Below are 24,821 nucleotides of genomic sequence, written 5' to 3'. Positions count from 1 at the left end.
AATTCACAGGGCGTCGCCGCCGCGCAGCCGCACGTCCCGCTGCCAGCGCAGCACGCGCGACAGGGGGCGCAAGGATAGGGACAGGAGCAGGACGATGGCGGCAAGCACGATCGTGCCCGCGATCACTCCCGCGGTCTGGTAGCGTCCGGCCGCCGCCCTGGTCAGGTAGCCGATGCCGCGGTTGGAGGCGATGAACTCGCCCACCACCGCGCCGATCATCGCGGCGGGCAGGGTGACGCGGAAGGCCGCGAGAATGTACGGCAGCGCGCCGGGCAACAACACCGACCGCATCGTCGCCCACCGCGTGCCGCCCATCACTCGCGTCACGTCAAGCAGGCCCTGCGGCACCTGCCTGATGCCCTCGACGGTGTTGATGAAGACCACGAAGAAGACGAAGTACGCGGCCAGGACGATCTTCGGCGCAAGCCCGATGCCGAACCACAGGATGAAGACCGGCCCCAGCGCCACGGCCGGGATCGAGTACGCGACGAGGAAATACGGCTCCACGATCCGATAGGCCACCCGCCGCAGCGCCAGGGGCCAGGCCAGCACGATCCCGAGCACCGCCCCCGCGAGGAACCCCAGCGCGGACGAGGTGAGCGTGAACCTGGCATGGAACCAGAAGTCGGCCGACCCGAACCAGTCCAGCAGCCGGTCGGCCACGGCCCGCGGGCTGCTGATGAAGAACGGGCGCACCAGCGTCCCGGAGACCAGATTCCACGCCACGATCGCCCCGGCGGCGACCCCGATCCGGCATGCCCACACCACCGCCCGCCGCAGCAGCCCCCGCCGCGCCCCTCGCCTGCGCACCTGCTCGATGACCTGCTCACTCGTGCTCATGGGTCGCTCACTGCGTCGGGTTCGCTCATCCGTGCGGCCTCTCCGCGCTCCACGGCAGCGCCCGCGCCTCGAGCGCCCGGATCGCCGCGTTGACCACCATGACCAGGACGGCGACGACGGCGATCCCGGCGAACACGGTCGCGGTCTCGAACTGCCGGGACGACCGCACGATGAGGAACCCGAGCCCCTGCGTCGCCGCGATGAACTCCCCGAGGATCGCCCCCACCATGGCCCGGGAGAACGTGAGCCGCACGCTCGCCACCACCGCCGGCGCCGCCCCGGGCAACACGATCGTGCGCACCAGCCGCGCCCCGCGCGCCCCCATCACTCTTGCCACCTGGATCAGCCCCGGGTCGATCCCCCGCACCCCGGCCATCGTGTTGGCCAGCACGATCAGGAACACCATCAACGCGGCCAGCAGGATCTTCGGCAGCAGCCCGAGGCCGAACCACATGATGAACATCGGCGCCAGCGCGATCTTCGGGATGGAGTAGAACGCGGCCAGGAACGGCCCGACGATCTCGTCGAGCACCGGCACGGCCACCAGGAGCAGCGCAGCCCCCAGGCCCACCGCGATGCCGATGAGGTAACCGGTGCCCGCCTCGGTCAGCGTCACGCCGATGTGGCCCCATAACCGCCCGTCCAGCACCAGCTCCGCGAGCCGGGCCGCGACCTCAGACGGGCTGCTGACGTAACGGCGCTCGACGATCAGGCCGAGCCCGTACTCCCAGAACAGCAGCAGCGCGACCCCGAGCACCGCGATCCCGCCGCGCGCCCACAGCCGTTCCCGTGCCGCGGCGGCGCGGGCGCGGGCGGCCGCCTCCGCCAGCACCCCCGCGGAGCGCCCGTCACGGAGAGCGGAGAGCGTCATGTGGCCGCGATCTCCATGCGGATGTCGTCCCACAACGCGTCGTACAGCTCCCTGAACTGCGGCAGGTCGTGAATGTGGAACACGTCGCGCGGCCGCGGCAGGCTCACCGCGTACTCCCGCTTGATCCGCCCCGGCCGGCAGGTGAAGGTCAGGATCCGGTCGCTCAGCGCGATCGCCTCGACGAGGTCGTGGGTGACGAACAGGACCGCGGGCCGGCGCAGCTCCCACAGCTTGAGCAGCTCGTCCTGCAAGATGACCCGCGTCTGCGCGTCCAGCGGGCCGAACGGCTCGTCCATGAGGACGACGTCGCTGTCGTAGGCGAGGGTGCGCACGATCCCGGCCCGCTTGCGCATGCCGCCGGACAACTCGTGCGGATAGTGGTCTTCGAACCCGGCCAGCCCCACCAGCTCGATGAACTCCTTGGCCCGGCGGCGGCGCTCGGGCTTGGGGACGTGGCGCAGCTCCAGCCCGTACTCGACGTTGCGGACCATCGAGCGCCACGGCAGCAGGTTGTCGTCCTGCGTGATGTAGCCGACCTCGGTGTTCACCCCGGCGACCGGCCGGCCCTGGTGGACGACCTGGCCGGCCGACGGCTGCATGAGTCCCGCGACCAGGTTGAGCACGGTGGACTTGCCGCAGCCCGACGGGCCGACCAGGCTGACGAACTCGCCAGGTCGCGCCGTGAACGTCACGTCCTCCAGCGCGAGCAGCGGCTGCGCGGAGCGGCCACGTGGAACGAACGCCTTGAAAACGCCGTCCAGCCGGACGGCTTCGTCGACCACCATGCGATCAGCTCCATACCGGATACTGAAGATGGTAGACCGAATACAGAATCGATCAAGGGGCTAGACCCGTCGCAAGGCCTCCACGCCCGCCTCCTCCAGCCGTACGGCCTCCGTCACGAGCTCGGCCAGCTCAGGGAACGACGTGCGGGCCGATGCGACCCGCGACCACTGCCTGCCAGCCTCCCGGTAGACGGCCGCAGCCTCGGCGTGCCCGGTCTCGGTCAGGAAGTCGGCGTAGAGCGGCCGGGTGGCGCCGGGCGTGGTGTACTCGACCTCCAGGCAGTCCCGCAGCCGGTCGAGCACCGGCCCGGGATCGTCCCCGAACCGGCGGGTCCAGCCCTGCTTGCCGGTGGTGTCGGCGAGCTGCGCGGCCAGCTTGCGCATGCCCGACAGCCCGAAGTTGACGTCGAAGCTGTTGCCCAGCACCGGACCGGTCAGCTTGGCGACGGTGTCCCTGATCGCGCCGGTCACGTCGGGCGCCCCGATCGCGGGCCCGGTGACCTCGATGAGGTGGTGCTTGGACTTCTTGATCGCCGACCAGGCCGCCATGAAATCGGCCAGCGGCAGCTCGCCGGGCTCGTCGTCGTACACGTGCACGGTGTCGCCGCTGATGCCGGTCACCACGACGTCGACCGGGTCGGGGAACGGCAGGTCCGGCCGCCAGGGCAGCTGGAAGCGGCCCACCCGGCAGATCGGCTGCCGGCCGGCGTCGAGCGCGGCCCGCAGGTGACGTTCGGCGACCTTGGGGGAGCCGGTCTGGCGGCTCTCGTAGGGGATGCCGGCCCGGTCCAGGGCCCGCGGGATCATCGGCTCGGGATGCGCCTGGGCCACGATCGTGAGCATCGGGGCGTGGCCGGCGTACTCGAAGACGAAGTACATGAACCCGATGCCGCCGCCGAGCCCCAGCAGCATGGCCTCGGAGTAACCGCCACCCAGCACGCGCAGCAGCAGCGCCGACTCGTGGTGGTGGCGCTCGGCGCGGGCGGTGACGTGGCGGTGGGCGGTGGTGTAGGACTCGCCGGTCTTGGCCATGCGCTCGCGTACGCGGTGCTTGAGGTGCTTGTGATCGGTCATGATCGCTCCCGAGGCGGTCCCGCGCGAAGGACCCACGCTCCGGCTGCGCGACCCGCCGTTCAAGGAGAACCGACACGATCGAAGGTCTCGCCCCGAGGACATCGATCCCCTCTGCCTTCGCGTGCGCCGCGTGGCGTGGGCACGCGGTCAGAAGGTCCGGCGCAGGACGGCGCCGCGTTCACGCTACCGCACGGGCGGGCGCGACGGCAGGTGTAACTTTCACTCCCCTTCGGCGGCCCAGCACAGCTCACACAGGTGATCATTGACGGGCAGCGCGTCCGGGCCTTGACATCCTCTGTCGGCGTCCCGACACTCGGAGCCGCCTCGATATGTGACATATCTCCAGGCGTTGGCGCCCCGATGTTAGCGCTAACCGTGCGCCTGGCCTTCCACAGTTCCGGAGGTTCTGCAGTGAGACGATTGCGGGCGGCGACGGTCGCCCTTGTCATGCTCCTCAGCACGTTATTCCTCGCCCCGCCACCGGCGTCGGCGACCAGCGCGCTCCTGGCCAAGACGGTCTACATCCCGTCCCGCTGGCAGAGCACTGGCGAGGTGCCGTGGGTGCCGGAGCGCACGAAGGAGTCGGCCAACTTCATTCTCCTGTGGGGCGACCAGTCGGGCACCGACCCGCGGAACGCGCCCACCCAGTACCGCTTCGACCCCGACAACATCCTCAGCCAGTTGGAAAGCCTCTACGGCTTCTACGTGAACACCATGAAGTTCACGCCGGAGACCGGCCTCCTGGCCCAACACAAGATCATCGTCATCATCACGAGGACCTGGTCGAACGCGCCCCTGGACGCGTGGGCGACCGGCGGCTCGACCGACGGCAGGGTCGGCGTCATCAACATCGCCCCCGGAGCCGCCCAGCCCGGGTCCTGGGGTCTGGCCCACGAGCTGGCGCACGTGTTCCAGAACTACACTTTCCTCGGCCGCTCCGGTTACGGGTTCACGCACCCGAGCGCGGGGACGTTCTGGGAGGCGAGTGCCGAGTTCATGGCGATGCAGGTCTACCCGAAGACGGCCGCGGGCGACCTCACCAGGTTCATCCGCACGGAGAACCTCGCCTACAGCAGCAGCCGCCACCACTACGGCGCCTGGATGCTCGCGCAGTACATCAAGGACCGCGACGGCCTGGCCATGTTCAACCGCATGTGGAACGAGGCCAGGAACACCGAGCACCCGCTGGAGACCTACCGCCGCATCGCCGGCATCGACCAGGCCGAACTCAACCGGCGCCTCGGCGAGTACGCCCAGCGCAACGTCACCTGGGACTACTCCAACCGGGCCGACTTCATGCCGTTCATCAACAGCCTCTATCCGTTCATCACCGCCTACAACGGCGTCAACGTGGAGGCGGTCAACGCCTCGGCCGGGCATTTCCGCATCTCCGACGCGATCGCGCCCTCCGACTACGGCTACAACAAGATCCGCCTCGTGCCGAGCAGCGACGGCGCCCTCATCCGGATGCGCTTCCGCGGCCACGTCAACGCCACCGCGCAGTCGGGGTGGTCGTACGGGTTCGTCGCGGTCAGGAACGGCGTCCCGCGCTACGGCCCCATCCACAGCTCCTCCAACGGCGAGGTGACCTTCCAGACGCAGCCGGGTGAGCGGGATGTCTATCTCGTGGTGCTCGGCGCCCCGGGGACCGTGCACAAGTACGCCTTCCTCGACGGCTACCCGAAGAACTACCGCTACCCGTACCAGTTCCGCCTGCAGGGCGCCACGCCGTGGGGCTTCGAGCCGGGCCACGTGAAGCCGCCCGCGCCGGGCAACGGGCACTGGCACTCCAACGGCGGCGGCTGGGTGGACAACCGGGCCAACGTGGCCGCGACCGCCTACGTCGGCCCCCGAGCCGCCGTCTACGGCAACAGCACGGTCAGCGGCAACGCCCGTATCGAGGACCTGGCCTGGGTGAACAGCGGCGCCACGGTCGGCGGCAGCGCCGTGGTCAAGAACAGCGCCCTGGTCCAGGGCGGGGCCAACCTCAGCGGCAGCGTGGTCATCGGCGGCGACGCCGAGCCCGCCACGGCCTGCGGCTCGGGGACGTACCTGATGTTCAACCCCGACCGCCGCTGCGACGGCGGCGCCGGCGAGACGGACGTGAACCCGCCGCACCCGATCTTCAGCGATAACGACCTGGCCTTCGGCACCGGCGGGGGCGACCCCACGCCGACGCCGGTCAACCTGGCCGCGAACGCGACGCCCTCGGCCTCGTACACCTCGCCCTGGGAGAGCGTCGCGGCGATCAACGACGGCGCCGTGCCCAGCCCGCGGTGGGGCACCTGGCCCGAGACCGGGACCCAATGGGCCGAGCTGACCTGGTCCTCCACGCAGACGATCAAGTCGGCGGAGATCTACTTCTTCGACGACGGGGGCGGCGTGCGGGTGCCCGCCTCGTGGAAGCTGCAGTACTGGAACGGCAGCGCGTACGTGGACGTGGCCAACCCGAGCGGCTACCCGATCGCGGACGGGACGTACAACCCGGTCACGTTCACCGCGGTCAGCACCACCCGCCTGCGGGTCGTGCTGCAGAGCGGCCAGGCCTCGGTGGGGCTGCTGGAGGTACGCGCGTTCGGCTAGGCGACCCGGAGGCCGGCGGGGCTCATGATCGCGGCGGCGAGGCTCTGGACGAAACGCATGATCAGAGCTTCGAGGAGCATCAGGGCGGCCTTGGCGAGCAGCGAGGCCAGGAACTCGGACAACTCTCTACCTCACGGGGGTGTGAAACTTCTACTTAAGGCATATTTAGGTAGAAAGATGTACATATGGGTATGATCAATATATCTATTCGGTGAACAATCGATGACTGTTCCGCGCCCGGGCCGTGGAGAACTGATCGCGGCGCGGGCGCGTCCCATGTACGCGCGGCTGTGTGGCGCGACTCGTCAGCTCTTGCTCGCGGTGGCACGCGAAGCCGACGCGGTCCTGCTCGCGGCGGGCTTGCGCCCACCGGTGGTGCCGCCCTTGCGCCCGCTGGTGGTCCCGGCCTTGCTCGCGCCGGTCGTCGTCTTGCTTGCGCCGGTCGTCGTCTTGCTTGCGCCGGTCGTCGTCTTGCTTGCGCCGGCCGTGGTCGTCTTCCTTGCGCCAGCCGTGGTCGTCTTGCTCGCACCGGTCGTGGTCGTCTTGCGCCCACCGGTCGGGGCGGTCTTGCTGGTCGTGGCCGTCTTCCGTCCCCCGGTGGTGGCGGTCTTGCTGGTCGTGGTGGTCTTCCGCCCGCCGGTGGTGGCGGCCTTGCCGCCGCCCGTGGTGGTTGCCTTGCCCCGTGCGGTCGTCGTCCCTCGCGTGGAGGTCGTGGCCCGCGTGCTCGGAGCCGGCTGGGCGGCCGTTGTGGTGCTCGGGCGCGGCCGGGCGGACGGCTCCTGGCCTCGCCGCCGCTGCGCGATGACCGTTCCGGCCCCGATGGCGGCCGCGACCGGCCACTCGACGACCCCGAGGGCCGCCATCGCGCCAAGCGCCCCGTAGTAGGCGATCTTTTCAGGCGCCGGAAGGAACGTCCGGGCGATGTCGACGTAGTGGCCGAGTTCCTTCCTGCTGATGTGCGGCATCGGCACGTGCGGCATCTCCATGCGTGGCATCGCCGGCATCTCGACGTGCGGCATCCGGAGCTCGGGCTGGCGGACCTCGACGCTGAGCATCGGCAGGTCCAGCGTGAGCAGCCGATGCGCCTTACCGTCGGCACGTGCTCGCGTCTGGGTGGCGTTCATGATTCCTCCTGCACGATGTAGACCTTCCTGTCCTCCTATCCGCCGACTGTCCCCTTATTCCGGATTAGAGAGATTTGGCGATTTCTGTACTCTTGCCAGCCCCGCAGGCCACAGCGGTGATCAGCCTCCGATACCGGTCAGGCCGATCAGCAGGGGCAGGAGCACAATGATCAGGATGGCGCCGAGGATGTCGAAGCTGATGCCCGAGCGGATCATCGTGGTGATCGGCACCACGCCCGACCCGTACGCGATGGCGTTCTGCGGCGTCGAGACCGGCAACATGAACCCGAACGACGCCGCGAACGTCGCCGCCAGCGCGGGCACGAACGGGTTCACCCCGGCGGCGATCGCGATCGGGATGATGATCGGCACCACGACGGCCGCGGAGGCTGTGTTGCTGGTGGTCTCCGAGACCACCACGGCGAGCACCACGGCGAACGCGGTGATGGCGAACACACTGGCCAGCCCCAGCGCCGAGGCCGCGGAGGAGCCGATGGTCTTGGCCAGGCCGGTGTCCTCGAGCAGGGACCCGAAGATGATGCCGGTGCCGAACAACACGATCGTGCCCCAGTCGATGCGGGCGGCGTCGCTCCAGTTGAGCGTGAACTCGCGTTTGCTCCAGTCGGTCGGCAACACGAACAGCAGGGCCGCGCCGAGCACCGCCACGATGCCCTCGTTGAGCCGGCCGCTGATGGTGGTGTAGAGGGCCGACTCCGTGCCGGCGAACAACGCGATCACACCCGGGAAGATCCACAGGAACACGGTGATGCCGAAGGCCACGAGCGTGTTCTTCTCGGCGCGCGACAGCTTGCCCAGGCCGGCCCGCTCGGCGTGCACGTACTCCTCGACTCCCTCGATCCTGCGGATCTCCGGCCGGTTGAGCAGCAGCAGCACGGCCGCGAGCGCGACGAACATGAGCGCGCAGATCGGCAGCGCGGTGATCACCCACTGGGCGAAGGAGATGCGCTGCCCGGTGGCCTCCTCGATGAGGCCGCGGCCGATCAGGTTGGGCGGGGTGCCGACCGGGGTGAGCAGGCCGCCGACGCTGGCCCCGTACGCGAGCATCAGGACGAGCGCGGCGCCGACCCGCAGCCGCAGCGGGTTGAAGTCGGCAGCCACCAGCCCGCGGTCCTGCAGGAGCTTGGCGATGACCGCGAGCATGCCGAGCGCGGTGGGCAGCAACATCGCCACGGTGGCGGTGTTGGAGACGAACGCCGACAGCAGGCACGTGATAACACCGAAGGCGATGACCAGGCGGAACGTCGAGCGGCCCACCCCGGCCATCGACAGGATGCGGAAGGCGAAGCGGCGCGCGAGGCCCTGCTTGAGCATCGCCTGCGCCAGGATGAACGCCCCGATGAACGTGAAGATGGTGGGGGAGCCGAAGGGCGCCAGCGCGTCCGCCGCGGACACCACCCCGAGCAGCACGATCGCGCCGACGCCGATGAGACCGCCGACCGGGATGGGCACCGGCTCGGTGATCCATAACACGATGACGCCGAGCAGGACGGCCGCCAGCGTCTGCTGCTTGCCGTCCATGCCGAGGGGCAGCAGCAGGAACACCACCGTGATCAACGGCGCGAGCCACATGCCGGTGGTGCGTCTGGCTTTCTCGAATCTCTCCTCGGCCGCCGACAGTTTCTGCTCGCCGAGGCTGCGGTAGGTGGCGTGGCCCAGCAGGGCCTGGTCGACGTCGGTGCGGGGGCCGCCGGAGTTCATCTCTGCTCCTAACGTTTCCGCCGTCATTGAAGATCTAGGTGGCGCAGAGGTCCAAGACGCGTTAGCTACTGGTGTTATAGGCCTCTCCTATAGGAGCGTTCGATGGACGTCCGGCAGCTCGAGTATTTCCTGGCCGTCGTCGATCACGGCGGCTTCAACAAGGGGGCCAAGGCGCTGTTCATGGCGCAGCCCTCCCTCTCGCAGGCGATCAGGACGCTGGAGAAGGACCTCGGCAGCCAGCTCTTCCACCGCATCGGCCGGCGCGTGGTGCTCACGGACGCGGGCCGGGCCCTCATCGAGCCGGCCAGGCAGGTCGTCCGCAGCATTGAGGCCGCCCGCGCGAGCGTGGACTCTGTGGAGGGAGTGGTCCGCGGCAGGGTCGTCATCGCTTCGATGCCGTCGCCCGCGGTGGAGCCGCTCAGCAGCATGATCAGCCGGTTCTGCGCCCGGCACCCGGGCGTTGAGGTGGCGATCAAGGGCGCGCCGGTGCCCCAGGCGGTGATCGAGCTGGTCCGTACGGGGGTGACGGAGCTTGGCCTGCTGTCGGCCTGGGAGCCACCCACGGTCGCCGACGTGACGCTGCACCCCGTGGAGGAGCAGCGATTTGTGCTCGTCGCCCCGCCGGACGGCCCGTTCGCGCCGGCGCGGTCGCTGCCGCGTACCCGGCTGGCCGGGCAACGCCTGATCGTGGGGGAGCACGGCACGGGGTTACGCAGGCTGGTGGAGGAGATCCGGGCCTTCGGCGTCGACTTGTCGATCGCGGTCGAGTCGGAGCACAGGGAAGTGGTCCTGCCGCTGGTGCTGAAGGGCGTCGGGATCGGCGTGCTGGCCGAGGCCTGGCGGCCGCTGGCCGAGCGGGCGGGGGCGCTGGTGTTCGAGCTGGATCCGCCCGCGTCGCTGCACCTGGCGCTGGTCAGCAGGAAGGGTTGGCTCACCCCGGCGGCCACCGAGTTCCTGGACATCGCGCTCTCGTATTGAATCGACAGCATGACGACGCATCACATCGCGGTCATTCCGGGCGACGGCATCGGCCTCGAGGTCACCCCGGCGGCCCTGGAAGTGGCGCAGGCGGTGGGCCGGCGTCACGGCTTCGGCCTCCGGTTCACCGAGTACGACTGGTCGTGCGAACGCCACCGGCGCGAGGGCGCCATGATGCCCCCCGACGGCCTGCGACAGCTGCGCGGCCACGACGCCATCTTCCTCGGCGCGGTCGGCGCCCCCGGCGTGCCCGACCACGTCTCGCTCTGGGGCCTGCTCATCCCGATCCGCCGCGCTTTCCGCCAATACGTGAATCTCAGGCCGGTCCGCCTCTTCCAGGGCCTCGACAGCCCCGTGCGCGCGGCGGTCGACCTGGTGATCGTCAGGGAGAACACCGAAGGCGAATACAGCGAGATCGGCGGCCGGATGAACCGCGGCTTCCCCGAGGAGATGGCGGTCCAGAAAGCCGTGTTCACCCGCGCGGGCGTGACCCGCGTGCTGGACTACGCCTTCACCCTCGCCGGCCGCCGCAAGGGCTACCTGACCTCCGCCACCAAGTCCAACGGCATCGTGCACACGATGCCCTTCTGGGACGAGCTGGTCAGGGAACGCGCGGCCGGCCATCCGGAGGTGCGCTGGGACCAGGAGCACATCGACGCGCTCTGCGCCAAGCTGGTCCTGGAGCCAGCGCGGTTCGACGTGATCGTCGGCTCGAACCTGTTCGGCGACATCCTCAGCGACCTGGCCGCCGCGGTCGCGGGCAGCATCGGGATCGCCCCGTCCGCCAACCTCAACCCCGAGCGGGACTTCCCGTCGATGTTCGAGCCCGTGCACGGCTCGGCTCCGGACATCGCCGGCCGTGGCGTGGCCAACCCGATCGGCGCCATCTGGTCGGCCGCCATGATGCTGGAGCACCTCGGGCATCCCGAGGCGGCCGAGGAGGTGGTGGCGGCCATCGCGGCCGTCCTGGCCAAGGGCGAGGTCCGTACGCGCGACCTCGGTGGCACGGCGAGCACCGAGGAGTTCACCCGCGCGGTGCTGCAGCTCTGCTGAGCCGAACGCTAGAGGCCGCCTGCCAGGCCGATTCCGACCAGGACGAGGCTGATGAAGGACGCCACGGCCCGCAGCGTGTTCCAGGCCGTCCACCGCCGCGAGTAGTCCTTCCACGCCATCGTGCCGGCGTCGACGGCGTTGTTCATCGGCACGTTGATCGCCACCGTGACCAGGAACGAGCCGACGAAGCCCACCGCGGCGGCCGCGAAGAACCACACGGCGGCCGGAGCGCCCGCGAGGAGCCCGGTCGCCAGCGCCGCGAGCGGCGAGCCGAGGAACGGGATGTAGAGCCACGGATTGAGGATCTTCCGATTGATGCTCCGCATCGCCTCCTCGGCCTGGGCGGGTGCGATGGCGTTCAGGCCCGGCATCACGGACATCGAGAAGGTGTAGAAGAGTCCGGCGAGGGCGCCGTGTAAGACGAGGGTGACCAGAGCGAGTATCAACATGCTCATATGGTGATGCCCAGTGGGTGAGACGGTCCATGCCCAGCCCGCTCACCCGCATACGCAAGCGTCTACCGAGGTGCGGGCCAGTGCTCCCGCCTTCAGGCGGATGGTGAGGGCCCGTGCGGGAAGGCCCCCGAGGGTCTGAGCGTGCCCTGACCCGCGCTTTTGGAACCGGTCGTGAGCGCGTCTGGTGTTGTCTCATTTCTGGGGTCGGTCCTGGGACTGGAGGTAGGTGCGGACGGTGGCCTCGCTGGCGTCGCCGGTCGATCCTGTGTAGTAGGAGCGGGACCAGAAGTGGCCGCCCCCCAGGTGTGTGCGGACGTGGGCGCTGTATTCCTGGCGGAGGTAGCGGGCCGAGACGCCTTTGAGGGAGTTGACGAGGGAGGACAGGGCGACCTTGGGCGGGTAGCGGACCAGGAGGTGGACGTGGTCGTCGGCGCCGTTGAAGTCGGTCAGTTCGCAGTCGAACTTCTCGCACACCTCTTTCATGATCTGTTCGCAGCGTTCCAGCATCGGGCCGGTGAGTGCGTCTCGCCGATATTTCGTGACAAACACCAAATGCGCGGACAGCTCGTGGACGCAGTAACGTCCTGTTCTGATGCCGGGGTTCGGTTCCCATCGCGGTGACATACACCAAACGATAGAATGAGCCCCTGTGGAGCGGGAGAAACGCAACCGTGCTCATGTCGCCCGCCTGGAGCTGGACCAGCCGCAGAGCGCCGTGTTGGACGGCCAGGCGCACAACGCGCGCACGCTGTGGAACCTGCTGCACGAGTTCTTCACCTTCCGGCAGGGCCGGTTCGCCTCCCTCGCCCAATGCGACGAAGCCATCCGGGCCGCCCGCAAAGAGATCAACTGGCTCAACGACCTGCCCGCCCAAGCGGCGCAGGCCGTGCTGAAGACCTACCGGCAGGCGTGGGCGAACTTCTTCAACCCCGACCACCCGGCCGGGCGCCCCACGTTCAAGAGCCGATTGCGCTCCCGGATGGCGGTGGACGTCCCCCAGGCGCGGGACCTGAACATCACCCGGATCAACCGGCGGTGGGGCGCGGTCACCATCCCCAAACTCGGCCGGGTCCGCTTCCGGTGGACCAAAGACCTGCCGGGGGTCACGAAGGGCGGCCCGGACGGGAAGATCACCGGGGCGCGGTTGGTGAAGGAGGCCAATGGGTGGCACATCGTGTTCCGTATCCAGACCGAGCAACCGGTGCCTGCCCCGCATCCGGGGCCGCGCACCGCGATCGACCGGGGCATCGCCGTACCATTGGCGCTGGCCACCGGAGAGAAGATCTTCCACCGTAACCAGTGGCTGACCAGCGGGGAACAGCAGCGGCTACTCCGTCTGGAGCGCAAGGCCGCCCGCCAGAAACGAGCGGCGAAACCCGGGCAGCCTGTCAGTAACCGGCTGAAGCACACCTACGACCAGATCGCCCGCCTGCGCGCCAAAGCCAAGCGCCGGGCCATCGACTGGCAACACCAGACCACCGCCAAGCTCACCGACCGGTTCTCCCTCATCGTGCTCGAAGACCTCAAGGTCACGAACATGATGGCGAGCGCCTCCGGCACCCCCGAACAGCCAGGCAGGAACGTCGCCCAAAAACGCGGCCTGAACCGCGCCATCGCCGGGCAGGCATGGGGCCGCACCGCCGAGTTCCTCACCTACAAGGCCACCGCCAAGGGCGGCAAGGTCGTCCTCGTCCCGGCGCCGGGCACCAGCCAGGAATGCCACGCCTGCCACACGATCACCGAAGGCTCCCGCCAGAGTCAGTCCCGGTTCGTGTGCAACAACACAGCCTGCGGGTGGATCGGCAACGCCGACGTCAACGCCGCCCGCACCCAGTTGTACCGGTACAACTCAGCCGCCGGACGGGCGGTCACCGGACGTGGAGGCCCTGCCGTATTGGGGCCGCTGAAGCGTCAAGCACCTCATGGCGGGACTACCCGCACCACCCCGCAACGGGTGGCGGCGTAGCGGCCATGAGAATCCTCCCCATTCATATTCATGCGGAGGAGCACGTCAATCAGTCCTCGGACATCAGACGCGCCGGGAAACCGCCGGTCGCGATCGGGCCCCAGCGGTCGATGTGGATGCGGATCAGCGACTTGTCCTGGCGCCGCATGGCCTCGCGGTATTCATCCCAGTCCGGGTGCTCGCCGGCGATGCAGCGGTAGTACTCGACGAGCCCGTCAAGGGCCTCGGGCATGTCGAGCACCTCAGCATGCCCGTCCACCTGGACGTACGGGCCGTTCCAGTCGTCGGACAACACGCAGATCGACACCCGGTCGTCCCGGCGGGCGTTGCGTGCCTTGGCACGGTCGGGATAGGTGGAGACCACGATCCGGCCGCCGTCGTCGACTCCGCAGGAGACCGGCGACAACTGCGGCCGCCCGTCCGTGCGGGTGGTCGACAGCAGGCCATGGTGCCTGAGGCGGAGGAACTCGAGGAGTTCGGGAAGTTCGACGCGGCGCGCGGTCGCGATGTTCGGAGCCATCTGGGTGTGCCTCTCGATCAAATCAGGTCAGCTCACGACCCTATCGAGCGAGCCACCGACCAGAGGATCCAGCGGTGCGGCCGGCATCCCAGGGGCGCTAGAGCAGCTGGTCGCGGCGAGCCGCCGCGGCCTGCCGGACGTCGGCGATGAACGCCTCGGTGTGGCGATGTTGCGGCGGATCAACGTCCGCCTCTCTACCGCTGAAGGTGTCCGCATATTGTGTGTAGAGCACCCAGCAACTACGGATTCCCGACAGCAGGTTCTCCAGCAGGTCGAGGGCCGGGCGGGCGGGATTGATCGGACTGATCGACAGATAGACCGAATCGAGGCTGAGGCCGAGCTCGGGATGGTTGTCGTGGGCCTTGACGATGAGGTCTTCGGCTGCGGAAATGCGCTGTTTGGCCTCGGCCACGCCACGAAAGTGCCCTTCGGCCACGTGCAGGGCGCTGCGGATCATCGGCATGACCACTTGCCAGGGAGAGGAGCCCGCGTTCATCGCGACGACGATTTCGGCGAGGCTGTCATGCGCGAGGGCCTTGACGCGGTCGACCTCCGTGATGATCTGCGCCGGGTGGAGGCGGGTCTGGCCGGCGGTGGTGACGGTCGCGGCATGGAGCCAGTGAGCGGCGGCGATGGCCGCGGCTGTGGGCTCGACCTGCGTGAACAGCTCCTCGGCGCCGAAGGGGTGCCGCTGGAGGACGGTGTCGGCATGGGCGACGTGGAGCGGTGAGGCGTCCTCGCGGCTGAGGAGGACGGCCTGCTGGGCCCGTGACCTCAGGTTGCCGAGTTCGGCTTGTTCGATGGCGGCCAGCTCGGCGGTGACCTCGGTGGTGATGCGCGCCGTCAGACGGGGCGCATTGAGCGCCTGCAGACTGCGGCCGGCGCGGTGGGCGATCTCTTCGACCCGGGTGGCCGAGGGGGCGCCGTTGACCGGCCGCTGGGGCCTGGTCAGAGCTGGTACGACGGCGGTGAAGGCATCGCGCTCTTGCTGCCGGTGCCAGCCGATGCTGTTGGGCCCCTGCTGGTCGGCGGCACTGGCCGGGTGGGTGTAGGAGCGCCAGCAGGCCTGCGACAGCTCGGTCAGGCAGGTGGCGAGGCGGAGCGCGTCCGGTCCTGGGGGAAGCTCGGCCACGGTGGTGGCGACGTCGCCGATGCCGGTGCTCCAGGTGGCGATGAGCGCGTTGCGGACTTGGTCGACGGCGTACCGGGTCACGCGGGCTCCTTATGAAGAGATGGGGGAGCGTGATGCCCATGCTCAGGATGCTTGATCCGCCGTAATTCCGGAGGGTGTTTGACGGTCCTGCGGGTCGCTGATCAGCGGGTTTGTCGGGAAATGCGCAAAACTTTTTACATGCGGAGCGACGCGAGGCGTCGCGCGACTGGGCAACCCGAGCCGACCGCCACCCGACGGCGGGCTCTCCAACTTAGTCGTTAGCCTGGAAACGTGAGCATTACCGCTGGTAGCTACACGTTGGGACCCGACTCCGGCCGGCTCCTCGTCAAGACGACCCGTACCGGGCTGGGCGCGAAGGCCGGCCACGACCTCACTCTCGAGGTCACCCGCTGGCGCGCCGACGCCACGATCGACACCACCGCCCCGGTCCACTCGTCGGTGGCCGTCGAGGTCGACGCCGGCTCGATCGAAGTCCGTGAAGGAACCGGCGGCGTCAAGCCGCTGACGAGCTCCGATCGCAACGAGATCGAGAGAACCATCCGGGAGAAGATCCTGCACACCGATCGCCACCCGACGATCACCTTCCGGTCGACGCGGGTCGAGGGGACCGAGGAGTCGTTCCGCCTCGAGGGCGATCTCACCCTCGTCGGCGTCACCCGGCCCGTGATCGTGCAGGGGTCGGTGACCGGGGGGCGCGTACACGGCTCGGCGGTCATCGAGCAGTCCCGATGGGGGATCAAGCCGTACTCGGCGTTGTTCGGCGCACTCAAACTCAGCGACGACGTCCAGGTGGAGTTCGACCTCGGCCTCGTCGCGAAGCAGTGACGGTACGCTGGATATACCCCTGTGACCTGCGCAAATGCCTAACTTGGCGCGCGGTGCGCTTGGCGTCCCCGCCGATCCCCGAAGGAAGCCCCCATGAGCGATCACATCCACGTCCGCGTCAACAACGGCCTGGCGGTCACCGAAGCCGGTGAGCTGGTCGAGGAATACCGCTGCCGGTGCGGCGCCACCTGGACCCGCGTCCACCACACCGACGAGGGCCCAGAAGGGTGAAGCAGTGCCGCTTTCGGGCTACGTGCCCGATCAGGCCAGTACGGCGCGCGCCAGGGCGGTGCCCTCGCCCGGCTCGACCGGCGCGGTCAGGAACACCGGCCCCTGGGCCATGAAACGCGGCCGCGTTCCGCGGTGCTCGTCGGCCGCGTGCACGGTCAGCGGGTGCACGAGATAGATGTCACCCGGCTGCCCGGTCGCGTACGCGATCGGCCGGTCCTTGGACGCCGCATCCAGCAGCGGCCCGGCCTCGAACGGGTCGAGCGCCCGCTCGCCCAGCGCCCGCTCGGCATCACGATGTGAGCCCACCCTGATACGGGTCGGCGCGTCGTCGTCACCCACGTCCGACAGCAACGTGAGCAACAACATCGTCTCCGGCCGCCCCGACACGGCCCATGAGCCGTCGGGCCTGGCCACGGAGGCGTCGATGTGCCAGCCCCGATCGTCGGCCGGCGCCACGCGGGGGAAGCGGATCGGCATGTTGCCGATCGACCCGCGCGGCACCCACCCACCGGGCCCGGCCACCTCATCCAGCGCCTGAAGCAGCCGCGGGCTGCGCACGAGTTCCCCGAAGGGGCCCTGGCCGGTCAGGTCGGCGGCCCACATGACGGGCTGCTGCCAGCCGGAGGGCTCGTCGGGCGACAGGCCGATCTGCTGCCACACCAGCGCCCTGGCCGCGTCCCCGACCTCACGGGGCACGGCCGCCTCCAGCTTGACGAACCCTTCGGCAACAAACCGATCAATGTCCACAACACCCATACGAGCCACCGTAGCGACGCGGTCCACCGGTTTTCCGTACGCCGGGGGAAAGCCGCGGTGGCTTGCGATTATCCACGGCTGCCATCGGATAGGGGACCCGGTGTGACACCTGACGACGTCGTACGACGTACCAGGCATGTAGTGACCGGGGTAGGGGCCGCATTCGGGAGTGACCCGCGCCATGCCGTCCGGGGACAACGCCTGGGGCTGTCCCGCTGGCCGTTCTATTTCGGCGGTCGTGGGGGAGTGCTGGGTGACGTGGATGCCGACGTCGTCACCGCCGCCTGCGGGTTCTTCGCCCCGGACCTCGTCCGTGAGGCTTGGAGCACGGCCCGTGCCGCCGCTCCACTCGCCGTCATCGTGCGCGCCGATATCGAAGAATGCCTTCACTGGGCCCGCAAGGTCTACGGCGGGCTGGCGGGACTTGAGCGGTTGGCTTATTTGGCTGAGCAGGTGGTAGAAGCAGCGCCGCCGGCGGGACGCCCTCTGTTCGCCGCGTGGCGCTCCTATGCCGCCCCGGCCGACGATCCGGTGACGCGCGTGGCCCTCGCGCTGCTGCGACTTCGGGAGCACAGGGGCGGCTCCCATCTGATCGCGGTGCTGGACAGCGGGCTTACCCCCTTGACGGCGATCCTGGCGGGCCCCGGGCCCGGCAAGGCCGAGGCCAACGGCTGGCGTCCACCGTGGCCTGCCGTGCCGCAGTCTGCCACGGCCGCCCTGGCAGAGGCCGAGCGGCTCACCGATGCACTGTCCGCGGCGCCCTATGCCAGTCTTTCCCAGGAGGAGCGCATCGAGTTCATTGACCTCCTCGATCAGGTCAATGACGCCTACCAGCGGTTTCGCCAGGGATGACCCGATAAAACGCGCTCTCCTCATACGCAGCCTCGTCGTCCTGGACGGCGGCCGCATCATCGAGACCGACGACGGGCGCATCGCCGAGCAGGGCAGCCACGCCGACCTGCTGGCCGCCTGCGGACCGTACGCGCGGCTCTACACCGCCCAGGCCAACGCGTACGCCCCACGGCCTTGACGCGCCTTCTGCACATCGGAGGAGCGTGATGGCAGGATGCCTCCCATGCGCCGGAATACGACGTCCTTAGGCCGGGCGGTCTCAGGGCGGGCGGTCTTAGGCATGGCGGCGGCCCTCCTAGCGGCCGGATGCTCGCCCGTGACCGGTTCCGGCGCAGCGGACCCGACGCCGAGGCCGCAGGCGAACGCGTCCCCCGGCTCGGGGAAGACCTCGCCGGGACGCCGCTGCCACCTCGATCCGAGCTCCACTCTGCCGCCCACCCCGCCGCCGCTTCCATCCGGGGAAGGGGCGCGCCTCGTGCACTACAACACCTACCCCTACCGCGACCGCTTCCTCGGCGTGGCCGCACTGCGCGACGGCACGGTCTACGCCGTCGGGGACCGCCAATTCCCCAGGCAGGACAACAACCCTTGCGGCCCGATCAGCCAGCTGTCGTACGCGCTTCGGTGGGACGGCGAGCGCTGGCAGGAGCTGCCGGAACTCGACCAGGTGGTGGAACCGCAGCAGGTCGCAGCCTCCGGCGACGGGGGCCTGTGGGTGTTCGGCCACTGCCCCGCGACCGTGGCGAGCAGCGACCCTGCCGGCTGCGCGGCCCGCTGGGACGGCACGTCGTGGATGCTGTCCGTGCTCGACAACGCCCAGGTGTCGGGGGCCGCGGTGTTCGGCCGTGACGATGTCTGGGCGACCACGTACGACGCGCTGCACCACTGGAACGGCGAGCGCTGGCGGGCCCAGCGGCCACCCTTCGGCGTCCGCGCCCACGCCCTGGAGGGGACCGCGTCGGGTCAGGTGTGGATCGCGGGAGACAAGGACGGGCGGGTGACGCTGGCCCGCTGGAGCGATCGCCGCTGGAGCCTGCTCCCCCGCCCGCCGATCCCTCGCCTGTACGGGGCCAAGCAGGGGGAGACGCGGGTGCTCGACCTGGCGGTGGGCGAGCAGGGCGAGGTGTGGGCGCTGGGCTCGATGTACTGGGTGTGCGGGGCAGAGGAGACCATGTGCACCCGGCCGGTGCTGATGAGGTGGGGCGGCGGCCGGTGGCTGGTCAAGGTCATGCCCGAACGCTTCACCGTCGGCGGGAGCATCGTCTCCGACGGCGCGGGTGGCATCTGGACCACCGTCTCCCGCGGCCTAGGCCGCTTCACCGGCGGGAAGTGGAAGACGTACCCGATCACCCGCGGACCGTTCGGCGGCCGGTCGGTGGCGGGACTCGCCCGGCGTCCGGGGTCGGCGTCGGTGTGGGCGGTCGGCGAGGACCACACCGAGGCCGAGGAAATGCCGTTCACCAACGGCATGATCTGGCGCCTGGAACCGGAGTAGCCGGTGACGTCGTATTGAGGTGGTCGATCGGCGGATGATCCAGCATGAGAGAACTCAAGGTGACCATCACGTTACTGATCACTCTGTCATGTTGTTTGTAGATCACAGCCGATATTGGATGAGATCACTGACCGGATTCCGTGCGAAGGGGTCACATGGCAACGAACCTTCCCTCCTTCCCCGCCGTGAACGAAAACCCGCTCGACACCTGTATTCGGTTGCGGGAGATCGCCCCCGTGGTCGAAGTGGAATTCCCCGGAGGCGTGCCCGCCTACCTGGCACTGACCCACAAGGCCGTGCGGGAGGTCCTCGCCGGGGACAACAAGACCTTCCTGAGGGATCCCCAGCACTGGCCCGCTCTGTACGACGGATCGATTCCCGAAGACTGGCCGCTACGTGCCATCATCCAGGGCGGTCACCTGGCCACCGTGGACGGAGGCGACCACAGGCGCCTACGCGGCCTGGTCGGCAGGGCGTTCACACCGGCCCGGGTGCAGGCTCTGGAGCCGCGGATCCAGCAGATCATCGATGGGTTGCTGGATGACGTGGTGGCCGCCGGCGATGGCGTCGACCTGGTTCCCGCCTTCACCGAGGCGCTGCCGATGGCGGTGATCTGCGAGTTGTTCGGCGTGCCCGCCGAGGACCGGCTCCGGCTGCGAAAGTGGACCGCCACGCTGCTGGCGCACACGACTCCGCCGGATGTGGCGTTCGCGACGCAGAACAACCTTCAAGCCTTCCTGCACGCCCTGGTGGAGCGCAAGCAGCGGGAGCCGGGTGACGACCTCACCTCCGGCCTGGTCCAGGTCCGCGACGAGGAGGACAAGCTCACCACCGACGAGTTGGTCGGCGTGCTGTGGCTCATGCTCGTCGCCGGCCACGAGACCACCGTCCACCTGCTCGGGTACGCCATCGTGGCGCTGGCTCAGAACCCCGGCCAGCTCGAGCTGGCCAAGGCCGAGGACCGGTGGGCCGACGTGGTCGAGGAGACCCTGCGCTATCGCCACTCGGTGATGATGACCAGCTTCCGGTTCACGGCGGACGACGTGACCGTCGCCGGGGTGCACATTCCCAAAGGCAACGCGGTCGGTGTGGTCTACCAGGCCAGTGGCATCGACCCGGAGGAGTACGGCGAGAGCGCCAACCGGTTCGACATCACCCGCGAGCAGACCGGACACCTCGGCTTCGGCCACGGCCCGCGCTATTGCATCGGGGCGCCGCTGGCCCGGTTGGAGAGCCGGCTGGCGCTCGCCTCGCTGTACAGGCGGCTGCCGGGGCTCAGCCTCGCGATCGACCCCGACGACATCCCGTACTCCCCGTCGTTCTTCACGATCGGCCCGCTGTCCTTGCCGGTCACCCTCGGTATCGCCAAACCCTGACGTGCCGTTCGTCTTGCCCGGCAGGCCTCCGTTGCCGGGCAAGATCGGACATCCTGGGCTCCTTCTCCTAGAGCAGCCGTCCACCTGCTCAACAAGCAGGCGCGCTCAAGGTTGTGAGAGCCGGAACCTGACCGGAAGGTCACGCGCGCTCGGGGTAGCGCTGCCGTACGGGCGTGGCCAGCGCGATCAGAGCCAGCACCAGGCAGGACGCTCCGGCGAAGACGAAGACCGCGGTCGCGCCGTAGCGCGCGGCGGCCCAGCCGAGTGCGGCCGCGCCCACCGGCCCGAGTGAGAAGTGGATCGTCCAGAAGGCCGACGTCACCCGGCCCAGCAGGTGAGCGGGTGTCACCTGCTGGCGCAGCGACATGGAGCAGATCCCCGCCAAGCTGACGCACGCGAGGTAGAGGGCCATGATGGCGGCCACACCCCACACCGAGCCGGCGAGCCCGAGGCCGAGAATGGCCAGCCCCGACACGATCCCCGCCCCGATCCACAGCGGCCCGAAGCCGAGGATCCGCCGCATCCGGGCCACCAGCATCGAGCCGACCATCGTGCCGGCCGCCCCGACGCCCAGCACGATGCCCACCACGGAGTCCGCCTGGCCGAGGTCGTGCTTGAGCCGGTAGATCACGATGTCCGTCAGCCCGAGCGTCATGAAGATGAAGAACGTCAGCAAAATGGTCATGGTCCGCAGCACCGGCTGCCGGAACAGGAACTCCGCGCCGGCCAGCAGCTCCCGCCACGGCCGTCCCTTGGGAGCGGGCTCGACGGCGTACCGGGAGGAGCGGGTCAGCAGGACGCCGAACGCGGACAGCCCGAAGCTGGCCGCGTTGATGGCGATCGCGGCGGTCGGGCCGAGGTGGCCGCTCACCACCCCGGCGAGGGTGGGGCCGAGGATGCCCGCCGCGGCGGCGGTGGCGTACAGCATGCCGTTGGCCTCGGTGACCCGTTGCTCGCCGGCCAGGCCGCGCACCGCAGACACGTACGTGACCTGGAAGACCATGCCCACGGCCGCGGCCATCGGCAGCACCGTGTACAGAAGCCAGATGTGCTGACCGAATAGCCAGACCACCGGGATCGTCACGTACAGGACGAGCCGGATGACGTCGCAGGCGATGAGTAGCCGACGCCGGTCGAATCGGTCGGCGAGCACCCCCGCGAACACCCCGGCCGCCACCGACGCCGCCCCGGAGACGCCGGTGAGCAGACCCATCTGGGCGACGGAGCCGGTGACGTTGAGGATGAGGAGGGGCACCGCGATGAGCGCGAACGAGTCGCCCGCCACCGACAGCGTCTGCGCGCACCAGAAGATCAGGAAGTCACGGTCCCGCCACAACGAGCGGGCCGCCGGCCGCGTGTCAGTCTCCATCGCTCACGGCCCGCACGGTGCGGGGCGGTCCGGCCTGGGATGATCGGTGCGCGCTGATCCGGGAGAACTCACGCAGGGAAGGTTATCTTTCCCGATCCGCCCGACGCCGCTCGTTTTTCGCCGCCGCGCCCCCGGCAGGCAACCGCACTGCCGCCCTGCAAAGCCTGGGCCGGCAAAAGTAGATCATGTAGGGTAAGCCCGGCCCACCCTCGCAACGGCCTGGAGCCCGTCGTGCCGCACATGTCTCGTCGCCAGGTTCTCTCCCTGCTCCCCGCCGCCGGCCTGCTCGCCGTAGCCTCTCCCTCCCGCGCCGCGGCCGGGATCGACCACGTGCGGCTGCTCGCCAACACCGTGGCGATCTTCGCGGGAACCCCGGACGTCAATGCCCGCCCCGAGGTCGCCGGCAAGCTCGCGGCGATCGCCAGGACCGCCAGGCAGCGGCTGACCGCCATGGACCAGGCGGGCGACGGCGAGCTGTTCGCCGGCCTGAAGCTCGGCACCGACGACGTCAACCTGCGACTGGCGTACCAATATCTGTACGAGATCGCGCTGGCGACCCGCAGCCCGGGCGGTGAGCTCAACGACGACACCACTGCCCAGCGGCGGGTCGTCGACGGCCTGCAGTGGTTGCACGAGCGCTACTTCGGCGACCAGTCGAAGGGCTACTACGGCAACTGGCACAACTGGGAGATCGCCATCCCCGCCCACGTGAGCAGGACGCTGGCCCTGCTGGCCGAACGGGTGCGGGAGGAACGCCCCGACCTGGTGGCGACGTACATCACCTCGATGGACGCCTACCTGCGCAACGGCAAGGACGGCGACGTCAACCTCGACTCACGCTTCCACACCGGGGCGAACCTGGCCGACATCACCGGCAACCGGATCCTCCAGGGCGCGCTCACCGGCGACGACGCCCGCGTCGGCAAGGCCATCACCGACCAGGCCACCGTGTTCGCCACGATCGACCCGTACAACCTCCAGCACGGCGTCACCGACGGCTACTACCGCGACGGCTCCTTCATCCAGCACCATTCGGTCGCCTACACCGGCTCCTACGGCCGCGCCCTGCTGACCCGCGTCGTGCAGACCCTCAAGACGCTCGAGGGCGCGACGGGCGGTGGCGCCTCCGACGACCTGCCCGGCGTCGTGCACCGCTGGATCACCGACGGCTTCGCCCCGCTCATCTTCGAGGGCTGGATGATGGAGATCGTCAAGGGGCGGGCGGTCTCCCGCACCACCACCGGCTACGCCGACGTCGGAGTGATCGTGGAGGCCATCGCCGACCTGGCCGACCACGTCGAGGACGGGGCAGCCCTCGCCCTGAGGAAGTACGTCAAGTTCCTGCCGGCCGCCGACCCGGCGGCCTTCGTCTCCCCGGTCAGCATCGCCCGTTATGCGGCCATCCGCACCGACTCCGCGATCCAGCCCGCCGACCTGAACCCGCCCGAGCGCTGCCTGGCGTACAACGCCATGGACCGAACCGTCCACCGGCGCCCCGGCTACGCCTTTGCCCTGGCACGGAGCTCGGACCGCATCAGCAAGTACGAGTACATGAACGGCGAGAACCTCATGCCCTGGTTCCAGGGCGACGGCGCCTACTACCTCTACCTCGCCGGGGAGGACCAGCGCGAGGTGTTCGGCGTCGACTACTACACGACCGTCTCGCCGTACCGGCTGGCCGGGATCACCGCGCCCGTGGAGGAACGACGGACGGTGCCCGACCTCTACGGCCGGTTCTGGTACGAGAACCCGGGTCACCCGCTCAACTTCACCTCCTCCTCGGAGTCCCAGAACACCTACGTGTACTTCCCCCGCGCCGGGAACGCCTTCTCCGGCGGCGCGACGCTCGGGGCGTACGGCGCGGCCGGCATGGTCCAGTCGGACGACGCCGCCTACACCGCCAAGCAGGCGGGCACCCTGCCCGACGACTTCGTCGCCTACCAGAACGCCCGCGCCACCAAGTCCTGGTTCATGCTCGACGACGAGATCGTGGTGCTGGCCGCGGGCATCTCGGGCCAGAGCGGCCGCGAGGCCGTGACCACCGTGGACAGCCGCATCGCCGCCCCCGGGGACACGATCGAGCTCACCGGCGCAGGCTGGGACGGCGGGCCCTGGCAGGCAGGCGACACCACGCCGCCGCGCTGGCTCCGCTACGCGAACGGCACCCGCCGCACCGCCATCGGCTACGCCTTCCTCACCCGCCAGCCCGTCACGGCCGGGCTGGAGACGGTGACCCGCAGCCGCAGAGTCGTCCGGACCTCCAACCCCGACACCAGCGTGACCAAGAACGTCTTCACCGCCTCGATCACCCACGCCGCCACCGGCGACGTACCCGCCCTCGCCTACGCCCTGGTCCCGAACGCCACCGACACCCGCCTACGCGGCTACGCGAACGGCCCGCTGACGGTCCTGGCCAACAACCGGCACGTCCAGGCCATCGCGCACAAGACCCTCGGCATCATCGCCGCCAACGTCTTCACCGACGGCCCCCGCCACGCCGACCGCCTGCTCATCGACGGCCCCGCCTCGGTCATCACCCAGTCGTCCGGCGGCCGTACGGTCGTCGCCCTGTCCGACCCCACGATGAAACGCGACCGCGTCACGGTCGTCCTGCACGGCGCGTCCCTCCGCCTCGACCAGGCCGACGAGGGGGTGACGGTACGGCGCGTGCCGGGCGGCACCCTGATCCAGGCAACAACCCGCCACGCCCACGGCCGCACCTTCACCGCCACCCTCCGCTGAACCGCCCCCGGGGCGTGTGCCCGACCGTACGGC

Annotated in this window: 24 protein-coding genes; 11 read left to right on the top strand and 13 right to left on the bottom strand. The window is 69.5% G+C overall.

Annotation, left to right across the window (positions count from 1 at the left end; translation table 11 throughout):
• Positions 1-3 precede the first annotated feature (3 nt).
• Genes Q9G87_RS54280 through Q9G87_RS54265 form a run of 4 tightly spaced genes read right to left on the bottom strand, consistent with a single transcriptional unit; the run spans position 4 to position 3,570 of the window.
• The gene (locus tag Q9G87_RS54280) at positions 4-840 is read right to left on the bottom strand and encodes an ABC transporter permease (RefSeq protein WP_305924544.1); all 837 of its coding nucleotides are present in this window, start codon (positions 838-840) and stop codon (positions 4-6) included.
• A 25-nt stretch (positions 841-865) separates the two neighbouring features.
• Entirely contained in the window at positions 866-1,711 is an 846-nt protein-coding gene (locus Q9G87_RS54275; RefSeq protein ID WP_305924543.1) for an ABC transporter permease, read from the bottom strand.
• Positions 1,708-2,496 (bottom strand): ABC transporter ATP-binding protein, encoded by a 789-nt coding sequence (locus Q9G87_RS54270; protein WP_305924542.1) that lies wholly within the window; start codon positions 2,494-2,496, stop codon positions 1,708-1,710. Before Q9G87_RS54270 ends, Q9G87_RS54275 begins: the two co-directional genes overlap by 4 nt.
• A 60-nt stretch (positions 2,497-2,556) precedes the next feature.
• Entirely contained in the window at positions 2,557-3,570 is a 1,014-nt protein-coding gene (locus tag Q9G87_RS54265; RefSeq protein WP_305924541.1) for a BtrH N-terminal domain-containing protein, read from the bottom strand.
• Between the two features lie 411 nt (positions 3,571-3,981).
• Here Q9G87_RS54265 and Q9G87_RS54260 point away from each other — a divergent pair, with 411 nt between their 5' ends.
• On the top strand, positions 3,982-6,153 hold the full coding sequence (locus Q9G87_RS54260; protein ID WP_305924540.1) for a DUF6055 domain-containing protein: 2,172 nt from the start codon (positions 3,982-3,984) through the stop codon (positions 6,151-6,153).
• Here Q9G87_RS54260 and Q9G87_RS54255 read toward each other — a convergent pair.
• The 3 genes from Q9G87_RS54255 to Q9G87_RS54245 form a co-directional block, all read right to left on the bottom strand.
• Positions 6,150-6,275, bottom strand: coding sequence for a hypothetical protein (locus tag Q9G87_RS54255; protein WP_305924539.1), 126 nt, complete (start codon positions 6,273-6,275; stop codon positions 6,150-6,152). The genes Q9G87_RS54260 and Q9G87_RS54255 overlap by 4 nt on opposite strands.
• Positions 6,276-6,458: 183 nt before the next feature.
• Positions 6,459-7,277 carry a hypothetical protein gene (locus tag Q9G87_RS54250; RefSeq protein WP_305924538.1) on the bottom strand — a complete coding sequence of 273 codons (819 nt, stop codon included), beginning with the start codon at positions 7,275-7,277 and terminating at the stop codon, positions 6,459-6,461.
• Positions 7,278-7,397: 120 nt separating this feature from the next.
• Positions 7,398-8,996, bottom strand: coding sequence for an SLC13 family permease (locus Q9G87_RS54245; RefSeq protein ID WP_305924537.1), 1,599 nt, complete (start codon positions 8,994-8,996; stop codon positions 7,398-7,400).
• A gap of 102 nt (positions 8,997-9,098) precedes the next feature.
• Between Q9G87_RS54245 and Q9G87_RS54240 the strand changes: the two genes are divergently transcribed.
• Together Q9G87_RS54240 and Q9G87_RS54235 are read left to right on the top strand one after the other, a co-directional pair.
• Positions 9,099-9,974: a LysR family transcriptional regulator gene (locus Q9G87_RS54240; protein ID WP_305924536.1), complete on the top strand. Its 876-nt coding sequence runs from the start codon at positions 9,099-9,101 to the stop codon at positions 9,972-9,974.
• Between the two features lie 9 nt (positions 9,975-9,983).
• On the top strand, positions 9,984-11,027 hold the full coding sequence (locus Q9G87_RS54235) for a tartrate dehydrogenase (RefSeq protein ID WP_305924535.1): 1,044 nt from the start codon (positions 9,984-9,986) through the stop codon (positions 11,025-11,027).
• Positions 11,028-11,035: 8 nt separating this feature from the next.
• Here Q9G87_RS54235 and Q9G87_RS54230 read toward each other — a convergent pair whose 3' ends face one another.
• Entirely contained in the window at positions 11,036-11,476 is a 441-nt protein-coding gene (locus Q9G87_RS54230; protein ID WP_305924534.1) for an anthrone oxygenase family protein, read from the bottom strand.
• Between the two features lie 198 nt (positions 11,477-11,674).
• Positions 11,675-12,106, bottom strand: a complete 432-nt coding sequence (gene tnpA / locus Q9G87_RS54225; RefSeq protein WP_305924533.1) for an IS200/IS605 family transposase — start codon at positions 12,104-12,106, stop codon at positions 11,675-11,677.
• Positions 12,107-12,131: 25 nt separating this feature from the next.
• Between tnpA and Q9G87_RS54220 the strand changes: the two genes are divergently transcribed.
• Positions 12,132-13,448, top strand: coding sequence for an RNA-guided endonuclease InsQ/TnpB family protein (locus Q9G87_RS54220; RefSeq protein WP_305924532.1), 1,317 nt, complete (start codon positions 12,132-12,134; stop codon positions 13,446-13,448).
• Positions 13,449-13,497: 49 nt separating this feature from the next.
• Here the strand turns inward: Q9G87_RS54220 and Q9G87_RS54215 are convergent, their stop codons facing one another.
• Both Q9G87_RS54215 and Q9G87_RS54210 read right to left on the bottom strand, forming a co-directional pair.
• Complete coding sequence (locus Q9G87_RS54215) at positions 13,498-13,968, bottom strand: PPOX class F420-dependent oxidoreductase (RefSeq protein WP_305924531.1); 471 nt, start codon at positions 13,966-13,968, stop codon at positions 13,498-13,500.
• Between the two features lie 97 nt (positions 13,969-14,065).
• Entirely contained in the window at positions 14,066-15,181 is a 1,116-nt protein-coding gene (locus tag Q9G87_RS54210) for a hypothetical protein (protein WP_305924530.1), read from the bottom strand.
• 231 nt (positions 15,182-15,412) lie between these two features.
• Here Q9G87_RS54210 and Q9G87_RS54205 point away from each other — a divergent pair, with 231 nt between their 5' ends.
• On the top strand, positions 15,413-15,967 hold the full coding sequence (locus Q9G87_RS54205) for a YceI family protein (protein WP_305924529.1): 555 nt from the start codon (positions 15,413-15,415) through the stop codon (positions 15,965-15,967).
• 93 nt (positions 15,968-16,060) lie between these two features.
• Positions 16,061-16,198: a hypothetical protein gene (locus Q9G87_RS54200; protein WP_305924528.1), complete on the top strand. Its 138-nt coding sequence runs from the start codon at positions 16,061-16,063 to the stop codon at positions 16,196-16,198.
• A gap of 30 nt (positions 16,199-16,228) precedes the next feature.
• On the opposite strand, the gene Q9G87_RS54195 is transcribed toward Q9G87_RS54200, so the two are convergent.
• Complete coding sequence (locus Q9G87_RS54195) at positions 16,229-16,954, bottom strand: phytanoyl-CoA dioxygenase family protein (protein WP_305924527.1); 726 nt, start codon at positions 16,952-16,954, stop codon at positions 16,229-16,231.
• A gap of 57 nt (positions 16,955-17,011) precedes the next feature.
• Here Q9G87_RS54195 and Q9G87_RS54190 point away from each other — a divergent pair, with 57 nt between their 5' ends.
• The 4 genes from Q9G87_RS54190 to Q9G87_RS54175 all read left to right on the top strand — a co-directional run bounded on the left by Q9G87_RS54190 (position 17,012) and on the right by Q9G87_RS54175 (position 20,677).
• Positions 17,012-17,806 carry an SCO6745 family protein gene (locus tag Q9G87_RS54190; RefSeq protein WP_371825980.1) on the top strand — a complete coding sequence of 265 codons (795 nt, stop codon included), beginning with the start codon at positions 17,012-17,014 and terminating at the stop codon, positions 17,804-17,806.
• Complete coding sequence (locus Q9G87_RS54185) at positions 17,775-17,984, top strand: hypothetical protein (RefSeq protein WP_305924525.1); 210 nt, start codon at positions 17,775-17,777, stop codon at positions 17,982-17,984. The genes Q9G87_RS54190 and Q9G87_RS54185 overlap by 32 nt, the downstream gene beginning before the upstream one ends.
• 297 nt (positions 17,985-18,281) lie before the next feature.
• Positions 18,282-19,301, top strand: coding sequence for a hypothetical protein (locus Q9G87_RS54180; RefSeq protein WP_305924524.1), 1,020 nt, complete (start codon positions 18,282-18,284; stop codon positions 19,299-19,301).
• A gap of 155 nt (positions 19,302-19,456) precedes the next feature.
• Positions 19,457-20,677 (top strand): cytochrome P450 family protein, encoded by a 1,221-nt coding sequence (locus Q9G87_RS54175; RefSeq protein ID WP_305924523.1) that lies wholly within the window; start codon positions 19,457-19,459, stop codon positions 20,675-20,677.
• Between the two features lie 139 nt (positions 20,678-20,816).
• Here Q9G87_RS54175 and Q9G87_RS54170 read toward each other — a convergent pair whose 3' ends face one another.
• Positions 20,817-22,046, bottom strand: a complete 1,230-nt coding sequence (locus Q9G87_RS54170; RefSeq protein WP_305924522.1) for an MFS transporter — start codon at positions 22,044-22,046, stop codon at positions 20,817-20,819.
• A gap of 240 nt (positions 22,047-22,286) precedes the next feature.
• Between Q9G87_RS54170 and Q9G87_RS54165 the strand changes: the two genes are divergently transcribed.
• Entirely contained in the window at positions 22,287-24,788 is a 2,502-nt protein-coding gene (locus tag Q9G87_RS54165; RefSeq protein ID WP_305924521.1) for a polysaccharide lyase family 8 super-sandwich domain-containing protein, read from the top strand.
• Positions 24,789-24,821 lie beyond the last annotated feature (33 nt).

It is taken from the genome of Nonomuraea turcica, assembly GCF_030718205.1.
Lineage (GTDB): Bacteria > Actinomycetota > Actinomycetes > Streptosporangiales > Streptosporangiaceae > Nonomuraea.
This window is presented reverse-complemented; position numbering and strand designations above follow the sequence as displayed.

Bases quoted from the DNA above. Each gene is read 5' to 3' on its own strand.
- Q9G87_RS54280 (WP_305924544.1), bottom strand. From the start codon at position 840: ATGAGCACGAGTGAGCAGGTCATCGAGCAGGTGCGCAGGCGAGGGGCG.
- Q9G87_RS54275 (WP_305924543.1), bottom strand. From the start codon at position 1,711: ATGACGCTCTCCGCTCTCCGTGACGGGCGCTCCGCGGGGGTGCTGGCG.
- Q9G87_RS54270 (WP_305924542.1), bottom strand. From the start codon at position 2,496: ATGGTGGTCGACGAAGCCGTCCGGCTGGACGGCGTTTTCAAGGCGTTC.
- Q9G87_RS54265 (WP_305924541.1), bottom strand. From the start codon at position 3,570: ATGACCGATCACAAGCACCTCAAGCACCGCGTACGCGAGCGCATGGCC.
- Q9G87_RS54250 (WP_305924538.1), bottom strand. From the start codon at position 7,277: ATGAACGCCACCCAGACGCGAGCACGTGCCGACGGTAAGGCGCATCGG.
- Q9G87_RS54245 (WP_305924537.1), bottom strand. From the start codon at position 8,996: ATGAACTCCGGCGGCCCCCGCACCGACGTCGACCAGGCCCTGCTGGGC.
- Q9G87_RS54240 (WP_305924536.1), top strand. From the start codon at position 9,099: ATGGACGTCCGGCAGCTCGAGTATTTCCTGGCCGTCGTCGATCACGGC.
- Q9G87_RS54235 (WP_305924535.1), top strand. From the start codon at position 9,984: ATGACGACGCATCACATCGCGGTCATTCCGGGCGACGGCATCGGCCTC.
- Q9G87_RS54230 (WP_305924534.1), bottom strand. From the start codon at position 11,476: ATGTTGATACTCGCTCTGGTCACCCTCGTCTTACACGGCGCCCTCGCC.
- tnpA (WP_305924533.1), bottom strand. From the start codon at position 12,106: ATGTCACCGCGATGGGAACCGAACCCCGGCATCAGAACAGGACGTTAC.
- Q9G87_RS54215 (WP_305924531.1), bottom strand. From the start codon at position 13,968: ATGGCTCCGAACATCGCGACCGCGCGCCGCGTCGAACTTCCCGAACTC.
- Q9G87_RS54200 (WP_305924528.1), top strand. From the start codon at position 16,061: ATGAGCGATCACATCCACGTCCGCGTCAACAACGGCCTGGCGGTCACC.
- Q9G87_RS54195 (WP_305924527.1), bottom strand. From the start codon at position 16,954: ATGGGTGTTGTGGACATTGATCGGTTTGTTGCCGAAGGGTTCGTCAAG.
- Q9G87_RS54185 (WP_305924525.1), top strand. From the start codon at position 17,775: ATGACGCCTACCAGCGGTTTCGCCAGGGATGACCCGATAAAACGCGCT.
- Q9G87_RS54175 (WP_305924523.1), top strand. From the start codon at position 19,457: ATGGCAACGAACCTTCCCTCCTTCCCCGCCGTGAACGAAAACCCGCTC.
- Q9G87_RS54170 (WP_305924522.1), bottom strand. From the start codon at position 22,046: ATGGAGACTGACACGCGGCCGGCGGCCCGCTCGTTGTGGCGGGACCGT.
- Q9G87_RS54165 (WP_305924521.1), top strand. From the start codon at position 22,287: ATGTCTCGTCGCCAGGTTCTCTCCCTGCTCCCCGCCGCCGGCCTGCTC.